The sequence below is a fragment of the Thalassospira sp. NFXS8 genome, assembly GCF_040148805.1.
Taxonomy (GTDB): Bacteria; Pseudomonadota; Alphaproteobacteria; order Rhodospirillales; family Thalassospiraceae; genus Thalassospira.
The window spans coordinates 750,143-767,168 of sequence record NZ_JAGEMF010000002.1 but is presented as its reverse complement, the minus strand read 5'-3'; the positions used below and the strand labels follow the sequence as shown (position 1 = coordinate 767,168).

The 17,026-nt window shown below is 52.7% G+C and carries 13 protein-coding genes; 8 read left to right on the top strand and 5 right to left on the bottom strand.

The window, feature by feature from the left end; genetic code table 11:
* Window positions 1-4: 4 nt before the first annotated feature.
* On the bottom strand, window positions 5-1,489 hold the full coding sequence (locus J4E05_RS12650; protein WP_349597570.1) for an FAD-linked oxidase C-terminal domain-containing protein: 1,485 nt from the start codon (window positions 1,487-1,489) through the stop codon (window positions 5-7).
* Between the two features lie 12 nt (window positions 1,490-1,501).
* Window positions 1,502-4,969, bottom strand: coding sequence for a pyruvate carboxylase (locus J4E05_RS12645; protein ID WP_085586992.1), 3,468 nt, complete (start codon window positions 4,967-4,969; stop codon window positions 1,502-1,504).
* Between the two features lie 457 nt (window positions 4,970-5,426).
* Between J4E05_RS12645 and J4E05_RS12640 the strand changes: the two genes are divergently transcribed.
* The 3 genes from J4E05_RS12640 to J4E05_RS12630 all read left to right on the top strand — a co-directional run bounded on the left by J4E05_RS12640 (window position 5,427) and on the right by J4E05_RS12630 (window position 8,520).
* A complete protein-coding gene (locus tag J4E05_RS12640) occupies window positions 5,427-6,830 on the top strand; it encodes a cache domain-containing protein (RefSeq protein WP_085586991.1) in 1,404 nt (467 codons plus the stop codon).
* Between the two features lie 120 nt (window positions 6,831-6,950).
* The gene (locus J4E05_RS12635) at window positions 6,951-7,625 is read left to right on the top strand and encodes a response regulator transcription factor (RefSeq protein ID WP_349596082.1); all 675 of its coding nucleotides are present in this window, start codon (window positions 6,951-6,953) and stop codon (window positions 7,623-7,625) included.
* Between the two features lie 172 nt (window positions 7,626-7,797).
* Window positions 7,798-8,520, top strand: a complete 723-nt coding sequence (locus tag J4E05_RS12630; RefSeq protein ID WP_349596079.1) for a Crp/Fnr family transcriptional regulator — start codon at window positions 7,798-7,800, stop codon at window positions 8,518-8,520.
* Window positions 8,521-8,608: 88 nt separating this feature from the next.
* Here J4E05_RS12630 and J4E05_RS12625 read toward each other — a convergent pair whose 3' ends face one another.
* Complete coding sequence (locus J4E05_RS12625) at window positions 8,609-9,268, bottom strand: hypothetical protein (RefSeq protein WP_349596076.1); 660 nt, start codon at window positions 9,266-9,268, stop codon at window positions 8,609-8,611.
* 1 nt (window position 9,269) lies between these two features.
* Between J4E05_RS12625 and J4E05_RS12620 the strand changes: the two genes are divergently transcribed.
* Entirely contained in the window at window positions 9,270-9,590 is a 321-nt protein-coding gene (locus J4E05_RS12620; RefSeq protein ID WP_349596073.1) for a hypothetical protein, read from the top strand.
* Here J4E05_RS12620 and J4E05_RS12615 read toward each other — a convergent pair.
* Both J4E05_RS12615 and J4E05_RS12610 read right to left on the bottom strand, forming a co-directional pair.
* A complete protein-coding gene (locus J4E05_RS12615; protein WP_349596070.1) occupies window positions 9,561-9,845 on the bottom strand; it encodes a hypothetical protein in 285 nt (94 codons plus the stop codon). The two genes, J4E05_RS12620 and J4E05_RS12615, sit on opposite strands and share 30 nt — an antisense overlap.
* A gap of 185 nt (window positions 9,846-10,030) precedes the next feature.
* Window positions 10,031-11,134: a hypothetical protein gene (locus J4E05_RS12610; protein WP_349596068.1), complete on the bottom strand. Its 1,104-nt coding sequence runs from the start codon at window positions 11,132-11,134 to the stop codon at window positions 10,031-10,033.
* Between the two features lie 363 nt (window positions 11,135-11,497).
* Here J4E05_RS12610 and J4E05_RS12605 point away from each other — a divergent pair, with 363 nt between their 5' ends.
* The 4 genes from J4E05_RS12605 to J4E05_RS12590 all read left to right on the top strand — a co-directional run bounded on the left by J4E05_RS12605 (window position 11,498) and on the right by J4E05_RS12590 (window position 16,757).
* Window positions 11,498-13,411 (top strand): ABC transporter substrate-binding protein, encoded by a 1,914-nt coding sequence (locus J4E05_RS12605; protein WP_349596066.1) that lies wholly within the window; start codon window positions 11,498-11,500, stop codon window positions 13,409-13,411.
* Window positions 13,412-13,456: 45 nt separating this feature from the next.
* Window positions 13,457-15,811 carry an ATP-binding protein gene (locus tag J4E05_RS12600; protein ID WP_349596064.1) on the top strand — a complete coding sequence of 785 codons (2,355 nt, stop codon included), beginning with the start codon at window positions 13,457-13,459 and terminating at the stop codon, window positions 15,809-15,811.
* Window positions 15,812-16,081: 270 nt separating this feature from the next.
* Window positions 16,082-16,297 carry a hypothetical protein gene (locus J4E05_RS12595; RefSeq protein WP_085586986.1) on the top strand — a complete coding sequence of 72 codons (216 nt, stop codon included), beginning with the start codon at window positions 16,082-16,084 and terminating at the stop codon, window positions 16,295-16,297.
* Between the two features lie 226 nt (window positions 16,298-16,523).
* Window positions 16,524-16,757: a hypothetical protein gene (locus J4E05_RS12590; RefSeq protein ID WP_085586985.1), complete on the top strand. Its 234-nt coding sequence runs from the start codon at window positions 16,524-16,526 to the stop codon at window positions 16,755-16,757.
* The last annotated feature ends 269 nt before the right edge of the window (window positions 16,758-17,026 follow it).

The following is a 17,026-nucleotide window of genomic DNA, read 5'->3' as shown; positions in this document are numbered from 1 at the left end:
CCGGTTAAAAACGCGGAATATCGGGAAATTTTTCAGCAACAGAGCGTGCATGAAGGGTTTTTAACTCTCCACAGCCATGCAACACCGGAAAAACCTTACCCGGGTTTAACAACTGGTCTTCATCAAAGGCCAGTTTCAGGCGCTCCTGATGTTTCATGTCGTCTTCGGTAAACATTTCCGGCATCAGATCGCGTTTTTCAATGCCAATGCCATGTTCACCCGACAGGCAACCGCCCACCTCGACGCAGAGTTTTAAAATATCGGCGCCAAAGGCTTCGGCCCGTTCAAGTTCGCCAGGCTGGTTGGCATCAAACATGATCAGCGGATGCAAATTACCGTCGCCAGCATGAAAGACATTGGCGACCCGAAGGCCATGACGTTGCGAAAACACCTGCATCCCGGCTAGCACATCGGACAAACGCCCGCGCGGAATTGTGCCATCCATACAGATATAATCGGGTGAAATACGGCCAATCGCCGGAAAGGCATTTTTCCGACCCGACCAGAACAGAGCACGTTCTTCTTCGTTTTCAGAAATACGCGAATATACTGCGCCACATTGTTGGGCAATATCGCTAACCCGGTCAATCAGGTGATTAACCTCGATTTCCGGTCCATCAAGTTCAACCAGCAAAAGCGATTCCACATCCAGCGGATAACCGGCATGGACAAAATCCTCGGTCGCGCGGATGGCCGGCGCATCCATCATTTCCAGCCCACCGGGGATAATGCCACTGGCAATGATTTTGGCAACGCAGTCCCCGCCAGACTGATTGTCGGGAAAGCCCAGCAACATGGCACGCGCGGTTTCAGGTTTGCGCAAAATACGCACGGTTATTTCGGTAACAATGCCCAGCAACCCCTCGGACCCGGTAATTACCCCCATCAAATCATAACCGGCACTATCCAGGGCCTTACCGCCAAGGCGCAAAACATCGCCCTCGATGGTGACCATTTCCAGGCCCAGCACATTATTGGTGGTCAGCCCGTATTTAAGGCAGTGCACCCCGCCGGAATTTTCCGCAATGTTGCCGCCAATCGAACAGGCGATCTGACTGGACGGGTCCGGGGCGTAATAAAACCCGCGGTGCTCAACAGCACGGGTAATGCCCAGATTGGTCACCCCGGGCTGCACCACACAGGCGCGATTATCCCAGTCGATATCCAGCACACGGTTGAATTTCATCATGCTAATTGTAATGGCATCAGCCATTGGCAGGGCACCGCCCGAAAGGCCGGTGCCCGCCCCGCGTGGCACCACACGGATTTTGTTTTGATGGCAATATTTTAAAATCGCAGCAATTTGCGCCGTATTTTCGGGCAACACCACAATCATCGGCAATTGGCGATAGGCCATAAGCCCGTCGCATTCATAAGGCCTGAGCGCATCTTCCTCGGCAATCACGGCACCGGATGCGGGCACTATGGCCCGCATCGCTGCGATGATGTCCGTGCGCCGGGCAAGAACGGATTGGTCCGGCTCAGGCATTTTCAGCATTTTTTACTCCGTCAGTTCCACCAGCAAGTCCTTGCTGTCCACCTGGGTTCCTGCCGGGGCATGGATTTTCGCCACCGTCCCGTCTTTTTCGGCATGCACCGCTGTTTCCATTTTCATCGCTTCCAGCGCGCAAATCACATCGCCCGCCTTCACCTTCTGGCCTTCGGTAACCGACACCTCGACAACAAGGCCCGGCATCGGGGCCGCCACATGCAGACCATTGCCATCTTCCGCTTTGGGCCGGGATTTGCCCGAAACTGCCAGCTTGTTATCGGCAACTTTTACGGTCCGTGGTTGGCCGTTCAACTCGAAAAACACCGTACGCTGGCCTTCGTCATCGCCAAATTCCGATGTTGCCAGATACCGAATGACAAGGGTTTTGCCCTTTTCGATATCCACCGAAATTTCCTCGCCCTGCCCCATACCATAGAAGAACACAGGGGTTGGCAGAATCGACACATCGGCGTTGTGGCTGCGATGTTCGGCATATTCCAGAAACACCTTGGGATACATCACATAGGATGCGACCTCCGCATCGCTGGTATTACGATGGGTTTTCTTTTCAATCTCGGCCTTGGTCGCGGCAAAATCAATCGGCTTCATATGCTTGCCCGGGCGATCGGCCAGGGCCTCGCCGCCCTTAAGAACCTTGCGCTGCAAAGCAGGCGGAAAACCGCCAACCGGCTGGCCGATTTCACCCCGGAAGAATGAAATCACACTGTCGGGAAAGGCGATATCCTTTTTCGGGTCCAGTACGTCCTGTTCGCTTAAGCCCGATGTCACCATCATCAGGGCCATATCACCAACCACCTTCGAGCTTGGCGTGACCTTGACAATATCGCCAAACATCTTGTTAACCTTGGCATAGGCCTTCGAAACCTCGGGCCAGCGTTCTTCCAGACCAACGGCACGGGCCTGATGGCGCAGGTTGGTATACTGACCACCCGGCATTTCATGCACGTAAACATCCGACGTACCGCTGCGAATGTCGCTTTCAAAACCGGTATAATAACGACGCACCTGTTCCCAATAGGTGGAAACTTCACGCAGGGCTTCCGGGTCCAGCCCCGGGTCTCGTTCCATGCCGCGATAGGCCTGGGCAATAGAACCAAGGTTGGGCTGAGATGTTAACCCTGACATTGAATCAAGCGCACCATCCACCGCATCCACCCCGGCATCAATCGCCGCCATCACGGTAGCGGCTGAAATACCGCTGGTATCATGGGTGTGGAAATGGATCGGAATATTAACCGTGTCCTTTAGCGCCTTAAACAAGGTGGTTGCAGCCGCAGGGCGCAGCAAACCCGCCATGTCTTTCAGGCCCAGAATATGCGCGCCGGATTTTTCCAGTTCGCGGGCCATTTCAACATAATAATCGAGGTTATATTTCGACCGGTCCTTGTCGAAAATATCGCCGGTATAACAAATGGCCCCTTCGCACAGCTTGCCGGTACGAAGGACGGATTCCATCGCCACCTTCATGTTTTCAACCCAGTTAAGGGAATCAAACACCCGAAACAGGTCCATGCCATGTTCCGCCGACTGCTTCACAAAGTAATCCACCGCGTTATCAGGGTAATTGGTGTACCCCACCGCATTCGAGGCACGCAGCAACATCTGGGTCAGGATATTGGGCACGGCTTCGCGCAGTTTCACCAGCCGGTCCCACGGGTCTTCTTTCAAAAACCGCATGGCAACGTCAAAGGTCGCCCCGCCCCAGCATTCAATCGAAAACAGGTCCGACAGGCCATGGGCATAATAAGGGGCGATTTTCAACATATCGAAGGTGCGCATCCGCGTTGCGATCAATGACTGATGGGCATCGCGCATGGTGGTATCGGTCATCAAAACGCGCTTCTGGTCTTTCATCCAGCGCGAAAAGCCTTCCGGCCCCAACTGATCCAGCTTTTGTTTGGTGCCGGGGCGGATTTCCTTCAGGTCAATCGATTTTGGCATCACCGGCGGGTTGAAATTGGCCGGTTCGGCCCGGCCTGCCACCTCGGGATTGCCATTGACGCTGACTTCGCCAATGAAACGCAAAAGGCGGGTTGCACGGTCGCGGCGACGGGCGAATTTAAACAGTTCCGGCGTTTCATCAATAAAGCGGGTGGTATATTCCCCTGCCCGAAATTTCGGATGATTGATCAGGTTTTCAAGGAAGGCCAGATTGGTGGTCACCCCGCGAATACGGAATTCGCGCAGCGCCCGGTCCATGCGATCCACAGCTTCACGCGGGGAACTGCCCCAGGCGGTAACCTTTTCCAGCATCGAGTCATAAAACGGGGTAATCACTGCACCGGAATAGGCCGTGCCACCATCGAGACGAATGCCAAAGCCATTGGCCCCGCGATAGACCTTGATCCGGCCATAGTCGGGGACAAAGTTGTTTTCGGGGTTTTCAGTTGTAATACGGCATTGCAGGGCATGGTCACGCAGCTTGATTTTATCCTGCCACGGAATGCCGGTTTCCGACGGAAACCCGATGCGCCCGCCCTGCGCAATCAGAATTTGCGCCTTAACCAGGTCCAGCCCGGTGACACATTCGGTTACCGTATGTTCAACCTGAATGCGGGGGTTTACCTCGATAAAGTAAAATTTGGATGTATCGACATCCATCAAAAATTCAACTGTACCGGCATTGACGTAATTTGCCGCCTTGCCCAGACGCATGGCTGCATCGCAAAGCTCGGTGCGTTGTTCTTCACTTAGATAAGGGGCCGGCGCGCGCTCGACCACTTTCTGGTTGCGGCGCTGCACCGAACAATCGCGCTCAAACAAATGCACCAGGGTGCCGTGGGTATCGCCCAGCATCTGGACTTCAACATGGCGGGCACGACGGATCAGTTTTTCAAAATAAATTTCACCGTTGCCAAAGGCGGCTTCGGCTTCGCGTTTCGCAGCCAGCACCTGTTTTGCCAGGTCCTTGCCGTTTTCGATCACGCGCATGCCACGGCCGCCACCGCCCCAGCTTGCCTTTAACATAATCGGAAAACCGACCTGCTTGGCGATTTTGGCAACTTCGTCCATGTCATCGGGCAAGGCGGCGGATGCAGGCATAACCGGCACGCCCGCAGCCTCGGCCAGATTACGGGCCGAAACCTTGTTGCCCAATGATCGCATCACATCGGAATCGGGGCCGATAAAGGTAATACCGGCATCGGCACAGGCATCGGCAAAATCGGGATTTTCGGACAAAAAGCCGTAACCGGGATGAATGGCGTCAACCCCGGCATCGCGGGCAACGCGCAAAATATCCTCGATATCAAGATAGGCACGAATGGGTTTGTTGCCCTTGCCAACCCCATAGGATTCGTCGGCTTTAAACCGATGCAGGGCAAAACGGTCTTCATCGGAAAAAATCGCAACTGTGCGAATGCCAAGCTCGTTGGCTGCGCGCAAAACACGAATCGCAATTTCACCGCGATTCGCAACCAGAAGTTTACGGATTTTCTTGGGTGCTGGACGTGACATCTAGGACCGGACTCCTACCAGATATGAATGGCAAAAGCGGCCCTGAACGCCCCTGCCGAAAGCCAAGAGAAACGCCACGATACGGTCCTGTAGCGTGTTGCGGCGCGGAAAACCGGCAACACCGTATCCTGTGTGGCGAATGCAGGCACGAATACGCATTAAACGCGCATAAGCTACCCGAAGTTCCTGGCGCCTGGTGGGCAGGCGACGCTTTTGATATATGCCCAATGTCCGGCCTCTGTCAAAACAGTAATTTCAACTGGTAATACCAATTTTAAATTTACGCCGCCACAACCTTTCCACGATGTGAAAACAACTTTCTTGCGAAAAAGACAAAATTGCGACCGTTCCGTTACGTTTTTTCACGATCAAACGCAGACATACGCTGCTTTTATGTTATTGTCGGGCCGCTTTTGGGGAGCCAATCCTTTATCCGTTAGTTGAAGTCCGCCCGACCATGCCTAAACTGAATTTGCGCCTGAAATTTCTGTTGCTGTCGATATTGCCGCTATTGCTGGCTGCAAGCGCGATTTCCGGGCTGGTTTTTGCCCAGGCGGAACGGCTGGCGAAGGCAGAAACACGCACCTTTGAGCGCAATATCGTCGAAGCCCGCAAGGAAGAGTTAAAAAGCTATCTTCAACTGGCGATGGCGTCGATCAATCACATCTATTCGGTGGCAAGCCCGCTTGATGCGGTATCGAAGGAACGGGTTAAGGCGATCATTAATGACCTGTCCTATGGCAAGGATGGTTATTTCTTTATTTATGATCGCGATGGCACGGCCCTGGTGGACCCGCCAGAACCCTGGCGCGTGGGTAAAACATACTGGAACCTGCGCGACCTGAATGGAAATTCCGTTATTCAGGCCCTGATCAAAAATGCCGAAGATGGTGGCGATTTTTTACGCTTCATCTGGGATAAACCCTCCACCGGATTGCCGGCCGAAAAAATCGGCTATTCGCTGATGCTTGATAAATGGGGCTGGATGATCGGCACCGGGATTTATATTGACGATATATCCCAGCAGGTCACCGAAATTGAAACCGAGGTTGCCGCCCATATTCGCGAAACCACGATTTCGATCATTGGCATTACGGTTCTGGCGGTGTTGCTGGTGGGCATTTCGGGCACGGTTGTCACCCTGTCGGAACGCAAACTGGCCGACGCCAAGCTAAAGGAACTGGCCCATCGGGTGGTCGATGTGCAGGAAGAAGAACGCTTGCGGGTTTCGCGCGAACTGCATGACGGCATCAGCCAGATACTGGTATCGGTGAAATATTCAATCGAACTTGCCAGCGACCGAATGCGCCAGAATATGTCTGATGCCGCCATTCCGATTGAAAAAGCCGCCAAACGGTTACAGGATGCAATACAGGAAGTGCGACGTATTTCGCGTGACCTGCGCCCGGCGGTGCTGGACGATCTGGGGTTAAAACCGGCCATCGAAAGCATGTGTAATGAATTGCAGGACCGGTCGGGTATTCAAATTGGCGTAAAATGCGACCCGGTTGAAAATGCCCTGACATCGGCAAAAAAGACAACGCTTTACCGGGTATTGCAGGAAAGCCTGACCAATATTGAACGCCACGCCGATGCCACCCATGTTAGCGTGCGCATTCGCCGCGACGGTGCCAGTGTCGTGATGACCGTTGCGGATAATGGTGTGGGGTTTGAAACAAAAAGCTATATTCGCAATCGCGACCCGCGTGCCGGGATCGGGTTGCGTAACATGCGCGAACGCATGGAATTTCACGGCGGCGGGTTAAGTGTTACCTCGGAACGCGATGACGGCACCACCATTACCGCCTATGTGCCAGTGACCCCCGGCACACCACCCCTGCCCCCGGCATTAAAAGCATGATGCCGGTAAAACAATATCTTCTGGCTGCGCCCCCAGCCTTTTCGTGCCCATTTCGCCTTTTCCCGGCTGCTTTTGCTCCACAAGGCGGCCAGATCATACTGACAGGGACCGACGACAACGATGACCAGTGATGCTATTGTTTTTTCTTCGGATCGCCCGATCCGTATTTTGCTGTGTGACGACCATGCCCTTGTGATGGATGGCATTCGTTCGCGCCTGGAATGTTATGCCCATATCGCCATTGTTGGCGAAGCCTGCAACGGGCAACAGGCCCTTGATTTGGCCGGAGAATTAAAACCCGACATCGCATTGATGGATATCTCGATGCCGGTGATGAACGGCCTTGAAGCGGCCGAAAAATTCCGCGAAACGCTGCCCGATATCAAGGTCATCATGCTCAGCATGCATGAAAACCCGGAATATTTGCGCACGGCCAAACAGGCCGGTGTGCGCGGTTTTATCCTGAAGGACGTGTCATCAAATGATATGGTTCGCGCCCTGGAAGCGATCGCCAGTGGCGGCGAAGCATATAGCCCGTCTTTCGACAAAATCGACATCACCGAAGATTCCAGTGATGACGGCATGCCGTTAACCACGCGCGAACGCACGGTTTTGCGATTATTGGCGCGTGGGGCCAGCAACAAGCATGTCGCACGCGAACTTGATATCAGCGTCCGTACGGTTGAAACCCATCGCCGCAATATCAAACGCAAACTTGGCATTGACAGTTCGGCCGGCCTGGTGCGTTACGCCATCGAAAAAGGCCTGGTCACGCTTGACAGCGCCGCCGGATAATTACCTTTTTGACAGGCATTACCAGTGGCAAAGGAAACAGTTTTTAAAAAACGGGCGATTGAATTTACATTCTCTAATGCTAAATTACACAGCAGGTTGTAGTAGTTAAAATTCAAACCTGACGACACCGCCGACCACGCCTGTCGCCCGGTCGTTATAAAAGGGGGTCTTCGTGTCACAAACCGGTTGTGCCAAACCCAAACCTGACATGGTACGCTGCAAAAGCTGTGGCGTGCGTCAGCTTGCGCTGTTTACCGATATGACAGACGAAGATTTTAAACTGGTGCATCAACCGGTTGACGAAATCAAACTGGTGCAAGGCGAGGTTTTATATCATACGGACGACACCGCAGACTGCCTTTACACCCTGCGATCGGGCCTGGTTAAAATGACGCATTATCTGATCGACGGGTCGCAACGGGTAGTGCGGCTGGTGCGGCCCGGCGGCACCATGGGGTTAGAGGCGCTGGTGGCCGGTCGCTTTGCCCATAATGCCGAAGCCCTGCAAGATAGTGTTTTATGCCGCATTCCGGTTTCGGTGGTTGAAAAACTGGACCGTGAAAGCCCAAGGCTGCACAAACAGATATTAACCCGCTGGCACCAGACTGTCATGGATGCCGATTACTGGCTAACCCAGATGAGTACAGGCTCGGCCCGGGAACGGGTTGCTCGCCTGTGCCTGTTTTTGGCCAATGATGATGGCGATCTGGCTGCCTGCCATTTACCAGGACGCGAAGATATTGGCGCGATGCTGGGCATTACCACCGAAACGGCTAGCCGCGTGATTGCCGATTTTCGCCGCCAGGGCCTGTTAACAACCCATTCACGCCGGGAATTTTCCATGAATATCAATGGCATGCGCGCATTGGCCGGAACCGAGGACTACGCAGCATAACAGCTGTAGCACTGCCAGCACTGCCAGCAGCATGGAGGCCCTTTTACCGTTCCCCCAAGCCGCACATGGCACGCCCGCCTGTACATTGTTAACGGCGCATCGCCGCAGGCAAAGTTGTTTGAAAAGCCGAATTTGGCCCACAGGCGTGGGACAGACGGGTATATTCCGCTGGCGTGTCGATCTTCGCGTGGTCCCGTTGACGGGCGTTATCGATTTTGGCCAACAGGGATTTAAAATCACGCCCGTATCTGGATAATAAATTTTGAATCCGCGATGCCGCCAACCTGGCGGAAATTGGCTGCATTCGGGAAAAATCGCGCGTTACATCGTCCAGAAACGTCGGCAAAGCGTTGCGAATATCCAGTTCCATGTGCTGGTTAATCGCCACATGCTGCCCTTCATGGGCATAAACCACGTCATACTCGCAACTTCCCCGGTCCAGTTCGCTGGCGATATAGACCAGATGTTCGCTAACCGTTACCGTGGGATGAATCCGGGCTGGCAACAAACAATATCGACCATCGCCAAGCGCGACCGGTTCTATCCGCATTTCAAACTTTGCCTGCATTGCATAACTGGTAAGCCCGGTAACAAACCAGCCCGGGTTATGGGATGCCGCCTTGCGGTTTAGCCATTTAACCGACCGGTTGCGATCAAGCTGTGGCGATTTTGGCACAAAATCAAACGCAATTTCAGGCGGGCTAACCACCGGGCATGCCGCAGCCTGCGCCGGATGTAAGGGGAACACCGTGCAGATTCCCACCAAACACAGCATTCCAGCCCCGAACCTGACCTGCCCCCCCGTTTGGCAAAGCAAAACAGCGATCAAATTACGCAAGAATGGCAAAAAAACTGGAAAAAACGCAATCCGTGGCAAACCCGGCACTGAAAACCCCGTTAAATTAAGCGTGCCCCGCCTTTATGCATCGGCATCGGGTTTAATATGGCACCTGAATGGAAATATTGAAGAGATCACGGCCCGTCACACGAATATTAAGACGACCCTCGCCACCCTCACCACTGAAAAGGCGATAGGACCATCACGATGTTTCGTGCAACCAGCGACGTAAGACCGCCACAGCACGGTCCGGTTCAGTATCGACAAGCGTGCTGGCACGATGGACAAGGTTTTGGGCAATTCGCCCTTCGATGCCATCCAATGCCAGGGTAACATCGTTTTGCACGTCAGCGGAAACCGGTGCAACACCCCCTCTGTTGGCGGCCAGTTGCGGGGCTGGCCCCGGCAATTGGCGCGGCAACGGGGGTGTTGGTTTGCTTGCCATTGGCATGGCAGGTGTATCGCTATCTTTTAACTGCATACCCAAGTGTTGATCTGAAACCCGCACTTAACAAGTGAAATATTGATCGTTGCAGCATGGCGGCCAAATAACCCAGGCCGCCCGGAAACGTCGGCAGGAAAACAAATCTTCCCGCCGACGCAATCTCGTGCTTACGGTATCACACAACAGCCATTGACCAGTTGTGACCCGACACCCGCCCAGGCAACGGCTTAATGAACGGTGCGGCGTTTGTTGCTTTTGCTACAATCACCACAGGCATCAACCAGTTTTTCCATCGCGGCGTCGGCTTCGTCATCATCAAGGTGATGCGATTTCATGTTTTTCTGAATTTTGCAGCATAGAACCGCCCCTTCGGGGAAGGTCTCATCTGTCCAGAAACACTTGGCCGGATCGAAATAGCCGATCTCGTCAAGGAACGACACGCCATAATAATAGGCAGCACCGACAGAATTATAAAAACTGTCATCGTCAATAAAGCCGCCATCCTGCGTCATCGACACATTCAGGCACCAGTCAAGAAGACTGGATAAATCATCGCTGGCTTGCTGATGCGCGGCGTCATCAACACTTGACCAGCCTTCCGCAAAAATTTTGGCAACGTCGTAATTGTTGTGGTTATTAAAGTCGCCGTTGTGCTTCCAGCCATAGGGATATGTGCCATCGCGCAACGACAATGTGGTGGCAAATATTTCCGGCCAGTAAGCAACCTTGCCATGCTGATAGGAAATATTGTGAAAGCTCAGGCTCAGATCAGCGCTTTTAACCAGTGTTCCGTCTTCCTGCTCAAACCACGCACCCCAATACCCTGTCTGCGGGTCCTGCCAGTCATCAAGCCAGGCTTTATAGGCGGCAATATAGTCATCCGTCAGATCAAAGCCTTTGACGTATTGACGGAAATAATCGCGAAGTTCGCTTTTGAAGCACATTTCCGACAGCACAGCTGTCACGGCCCCCAATGCATCGCGACGATCTATCCCATCGGCGAAAATCTTTGAGGTACGCTGGTCATTCAACCAGTTTTGCATGCCCTCGATAGTGGCGATCGGGGCCATAAAATCAAACGGGTATTGCGGTGCCTCGCCCTGATCGGCCAGTTCGTTAACCGCATCAATCATGGCATCTACTTTTAAAAACCACTGATGATAACAAGGCCCCCATGATCCATCGACCGAAGATTGTTCCTCGGCCCACTCCTGATCCCTGTTTTTAAGCGACTCGGCAAGCAAAGCGATTGCTTCCTGAAGGCTTTTCCAGTCTGCCGTGTATTGCAGCAGCCATTTGCATTCAATCATCCTTTGATCTGAAGCTGCCATGCTGTTTCCCTGCTCTTGCAAGGTCGACAGACGGTCTTCCAACGGTGAAAGCTGACTGGCAAATTTTTTCTGTTGTGAAATATAATTTGGATCAAAGACGCAAAACTGCTTATTTATCATACTATTGTAATCTATCATTTATACATATCCTGAATGATCATGCCGGTTGTGGCACCGAAGAAAAAACCAACGAAAACCTGTTCTGCCTGACGCTGTTTTAATGACTTTTTCGCGAGGATAATCAATTAAATGCCATCAAAACTTTACCTTAATGTTTTTTTTCTTTATTCACCACCTAAGGATAGCGGATACGATACCTACCGCTTGTTATAATACAAAAGCATAAAATCAGTGGAGCCACGCGTGCCCGGAAAATTTTTCCAAACCTGCACCGTCCTGTTCGCAGCTATGTTTGTTTTCGCAATTTCTGCGACAAGCAGCTATGCCGTTGAATTTGGGCAGGCTCCATTGCTTGATGACCAGGTAAAGAACGGCCAGCTCCCCCCGATCGAGGACCGGTTGCCCCGTACCCCCATGATCGTATCGCCCGTCGACAGCCTGGGCAATTACGGTGGGACGTGGCATATGGCTCAACTGGCCGAACGCGACTATGCCCTGCTTATTCGCACCATCGGCTATGAACCTTTGTTACGCTGGACACCTCAATGGACAGGCACCGTGCCCAATGTGGCATTGTCATTCCAGACAAATACAAATGCCACCGATTTTATATTCCGGTTGCGCCCTGGCATGCGTTGGTCCGATGGCAAACCTTTCACTGCCGAAGATATTTTATTCTGGTACGAAGATATTCTCAAAAACCCCGATTTAACCAGAAACGTCCCCGACTGGCTTACCTGTGGTGGCGAGGCTGTTCGTGTCACAAAATCCGACGATTATACTGTAACATTCCACTTCGCCGCCCCCTATGGCCTGTTTTCAACGTTTCTGGCCCAGCCCGACGGGGTTGAACCGGTTTCCTATCCGGCGCATTACCTTAAAAAATATTTGCCAAAATATAACCCAAATGCCCAAAGCGATGCCCAAAAGCAGGGATATGCCAGTTGGCAGGAACGCTTTATTGATATTTTTGGCCAACCCGGCACCATTGATGACCCGTCGCGCTGGCGCAACCCCGATGTACCAACCCTGAATGCCTGGACGCTGAGCGGTGTTTACGGCAAACAGGACCCTTTGATTGCAAAGCGCAATCCATATTACTGGAAAATCGATCCAACCGGTCGGCAGCTGCCCTATATCGATACAGTGTCATTCAAACTTGTCGATAGCAAACCCGACGCCATCAAACTGGCGATGGATGGTGGCATCGATATGCAGGAACGCCACATCAGCAGTGGCACCGACGAAATTATTGCCCGCCGCAAAGACATGTCGTCTTTTACCCTGATCGAAAGCGACATGAACAAACTGACATTATCGCTGAACCTGAACCATCGCGACAAAACACTGCGCAGTCTGTTTCAGGACAAAAACTTCCGCGTTGGCCTGTCTCATGCATTTGACCGCGATGCCATTATTGACCAGTTCGTGCCAACAGCCCTGCCCCATCAGGCCGCACCGCGCCCGGAAAGTCCGCTGTTTCATTCGGTGCTGGCACGTCAATTTATAACTTATGACCCGGACCTGGCACTGGACTTTTTTGCCAAGGCAGGTTTAGTCAACCGCGACAGCCAGGGGTTTTTGCTAATGGCAAATGGCAAGCGGGTCAGCTTCAATATCGACACTGTTGGTAGCAGCCGTTTTGAAATGCTTGAGGCTGTCACCGGATACTGGCGCAAACTGGGAATTAATGTCACCCCCCGCGATATGGCGCGCGACGCATTTTACGAACAACGCAAGGCCAACCATTTTGATGCAACCGCCTGGGGCGGGGATGGCGGGCTGGATGCCATGTTGATTCCAATCAACTATTTGCCAATTTCGAAAGATTCATGGTTCGCACCGGCATGGGCGGCATGGTATCTTGATAAAACAAGTGAGACGGCAAAAATCCCGCCGCGAACAGTGCAAAAACAGCTGTCGCTTTATGACCAGCTAAAATCGACCGCAGACACCACGGAACAAAACGATCTGATGCGGGCGATCCTCGACATCAGTGCTGATCAGTTTTATGTTATGGGAGTTGCACTTCCGCCAAATCGCAAGGGAATTGTCGCAAATAACTTTAAAAACGTACCCAAGGTAATACCCGCGGCCTGGAGCTTTGCCACACCGGCACCAACCAACCCGGCCCAGTATTATATTGAGGACAAGTAACAGAAAAAAGCCGGGGGACGACCGGATCAGGGCGTAGAGGGTAGCTTGAAAAAACTGTTCGACCGGCTGTTTGGTAGTCTGGCGTTCAAGATCGGTTTTGCAATTGTTATTGTGGAAACCATTTTTCTAGGTCTGTTTGGTGGATATTATATCCAGTATTTCGGCGCAGAAATTGATCGTCGCACAGCCGAACAAATTAGTGCTCCTGGCCGCTTGATCCAGGAAGAACAGCTTAAAATATCGATTATCAGTGACAAGGCGCAACTGCGCCGTTTGCTAGGCCCGCATGTTATTGATGCCCTGGCCGTTGGCTTTGACGGCACCATTTACCATTCGATGAACCAGGCCCTGATCGGCAGCAACATTGCTGAGCTCGACAAATATCCGGCCCGCTGGTTTGCTGCCGATATTGTCGAACCGCGACTTTTTACAGTTCATGATACCAATGGCCGACAAATGGTCAGCGTTACCCCGCTTTTCAGTCTGAACGCCACCCAGCCCTTTATGTTCGTTTATTTCAAGGTTTCCACCGTCGGCCTTGAAGAAAGCCAGAACCGCATGCAGTCGGTTTTACTGATCGGCTCGGTGATGTGCCTGTTTTTAACATCAGGGCTGATCTTTTTGCTGATGCAGCAAACTGTTTTGCGCCGCCTGACCGGCATGGCGCAATTTGTCAGCGATATTCAGTTTGGTAAAATTGGTGCCCGGCTGCACCCCGCCAGCCGTGACGAAATTGGCGCGCTTGAACGCGGGTTGAATGCCATGGCCGAAAGCCTGGAACGCCGCACCGGCCAGCATCAGACCGCCCAGGATGCCCTGCGTGACAGCGAGGAACGTTTTCGTGATTTCACCCTGTCCTCGGCCGACTGGTACTGGGAAATGGGCCCGGACCTGCGCATTACATTTGCGTCCTATAAATTCTATCAACTGATCGAGGAACTGCATGGCTCCCCGCAGGGGCAGCGGTTTGACACGCTGGGGTTAACCGCACGCGACCACGAAAGCTGGGGCGTGTTGATGAGTCGCCTTGAAAGCCACCTTGCCTTTCAGAACTTCGAGTTTTCGTGGCAAGGTAAAGATCGCGATATTCATTTTGGCCGCATAAACGGGGTGCCGGTTTTTGATCTCGACGGGGTTTTCAAAGGCTATCGCGGTACAGGCAGCGATGTTACGGCCCAGCACCGCGCGACCGAAGAACAACATGCCCTGCAACGCCAGCTTGCGACGTCGCAAAAGCTTGAGGCCGTGGGCCAGATGGCGGGCGGAGTTGCCCATGAATTTAACAATTGCCTGGCGGGCATCCTGAGTTTTGCCGAAGTAGCACGCGCCCGCATTGATGACCATGACCGGGTGGAAGAATATATCGGCCATATTATTTCGCTGGGCGAACGCGCCACCAGTGTTGCCGACCAGCTTTTGATGTTTTCGCGTCGCAAGGTTGAACAACCCACCATTGTTCAGGTCAATGATGCCGTTCTGGATATGGAAAAGCTGCTGATCACGTTGCTGGAGCATCGGATCGAACTTGAAATCTGGACGTGTGAAACAGCCCTGTATACCCGGGTTGATCCGACCCAGCTTTCGGCGTGTATTCTTAACCTGGCGATCAATGCCCGCGATGCAATGCCCGATGGCGGAAATCTTCAAATCAGCTGTTCTTCTGAAATCATCCCGCCGGAAGACCAGCGCGATCCGCTTGATGAAATAACCTATCCCGATTGTGCGCCCGGCGGTTACGCGGTTATTACGGTGCAGGATACCGGCACCGGCATACCAGACGAAATTCTGGACCATATATTCGAGCCATTTTATTCCACCAAGGAACCTGGCAAGGGAACAGGACTTGGCCTGTCGATCGTCCATAGCTGGGTGGAAGAATCCAACGGGTGCATTGATGTCCAGACAATAGAGGGAGAAGGCACAACCTTTTCCATCTATTTACCCCTGTGCGAAGCTGGCACAGCAACGGTTCAGCCAATTGATACCATCAGCTATCACCCCGGCAATGGTGAACGGGTATTGGTCGTTGATGATGAACCATCATTACGCACCACAGCAAAAATCATTCTTGAAGATGCCGGGTTTAGCGCCATTTGCGCCCAGAATGCCGACGAGGCCTTGAAAATCCTGGCATCCCAGGAAGGCGACGACAAGATTGACGTTATTCTAAGCGATGTCGTCATGAGCGGCCTTAGCGGGCCACAACTGGCCATCGAGGCATTACGGCAATACCCGCATCTTAGCATTGTCTTTATGTCGGGCTACCCGGCCCGCACACGTCAGGAAATGGAAAAGATGCTGGGCGAATATATTTTCGTCAAAAAACCCTTCCGCCCCGCTCAGTTGCAAAAAGCCATCCATGAAGCCCTGGTGCAAAAGGCTGAACGCCGCCGCCTTTAACGCAAGTTTCCTTTAACACGCCCATGCCGAAAAATACCGGATTTGGCGAACGCGCCTAAAACTGCGGCAAATTCCAGAAATCATGTTTTAAAACGCCCCGTCATACAGGGGCGTTTTTTTATGGTCCGATATTTTTGTGCCTGCTTGTGACGGCCATCACTTAAAATTTGGCTAAACGGCCCTATATCTTAGTAATACGATGAAAATGCTTTCTGGCGCAGGCGCGATATCGACGGCCAGCAACTGCCAGACAACACAGGCGAGGACATCATGGTCGGCTCGATTGGTTCAGGTTTAAGCGCAGCGCAACAGGCGCTATCAGACAGGGTCACACCGCAACGCGCGGATGGGGCACCGCTTAGTGCCGCCGGATCATCGATGAAAAAGGCCGAAGGCCTGATGGAAAGCATTGCTTCAATCGTGACAGATTATCAACCCCTGGAAACCAGTGGTTCCCGTGGCACGCGGGTTAATATCGTGACCTGATTTTATTGCCTCCCTCCTCGTTGGCTTCTACTGGGGCAGCGTTCGCGCTGCCCCTTTTCTTTGCCCGTTATCACGAGGATCAAAGCCCGTTTCGGCAGGATTGACGAAGAACCGGACCAACCCCAAATCACGACGATACAAGATGAAATGTGATCCCCCCAAACTGAATGGTTCAGATTTTAATCAAAATCCCCTAGAATGAGCATTCGACAACAAGGGAAAAATAATGGCGCTCCTACCGCTTGGCAGTTCACGTACCAGCACAGGCGATATTACCGAAGCCCCGACCCGCAATGGTCCGGGACGCCCCAACACGCCAGGAGCCCGGCGCAGTTCCGCGGACCGCCCGTCAACCGAACTTGATATCCTTAGCCAGCTTGCCCGCCTGCGCAACCTGATTGCGGCCGACCAGATCGACCATTCGGCCCGACGGGGTACTTACCTGGATTTGCTGCTTTAACGCATGTTTCCGCATATTCCAGAAAATGACAAACCCTGACAGCCTTGGCCGGGTTTTTGCCCATATCAAGGCATGATGCGCCTGTTGCATTTTACCCACCGCTTTAATTAGCAGTTAATACGTGGCGAAAACTGCAGGAAAGTTGCCTGTTCACCATCGCCCTGGTCATCGATTACGATTAACAGGCTTTGGCATTATTGTGTTTTTGCCCTGTGTGTTCCCATATCAATAGCCCAAAAAAAGATACCCCGCACCGAGATGCGGGGTAA

Coding starts and splice junctions, on each gene's coding strand:
- J4E05_RS12650 (WP_349597570.1), bottom strand. CDS start 1,489: ATGCCTGAGCCGGACCAATCCGTTCTTGCCCGGCGCACGGACATCATC.
- J4E05_RS12645 (WP_085586992.1), bottom strand. CDS start 4,969: ATGTCACGTCCAGCACCCAAGAAAATCCGTAAACTTCTGGTTGCGAAT.
- J4E05_RS12640 (WP_085586991.1), top strand. CDS start 5,427: ATGCCTAAACTGAATTTGCGCCTGAAATTTCTGTTGCTGTCGATATTG.
- J4E05_RS12635 (WP_349596082.1), top strand. CDS start 6,951: ATGACCAGTGATGCTATTGTTTTTTCTTCGGATCGCCCGATCCGTATT.
- J4E05_RS12610 (WP_349596068.1), bottom strand. CDS start 11,134: ATGGCAGCTTCAGATCAAAGGATGATTGAATGCAAATGGCTGCTGCAA.
- J4E05_RS12595 (WP_085586986.1), top strand. CDS start 16,082: ATGGTCGGCTCGATTGGTTCAGGTTTAAGCGCAGCGCAACAGGCGCTA.
- J4E05_RS12590 (WP_085586985.1), top strand. CDS start 16,524: ATGGCGCTCCTACCGCTTGGCAGTTCACGTACCAGCACAGGCGATATT.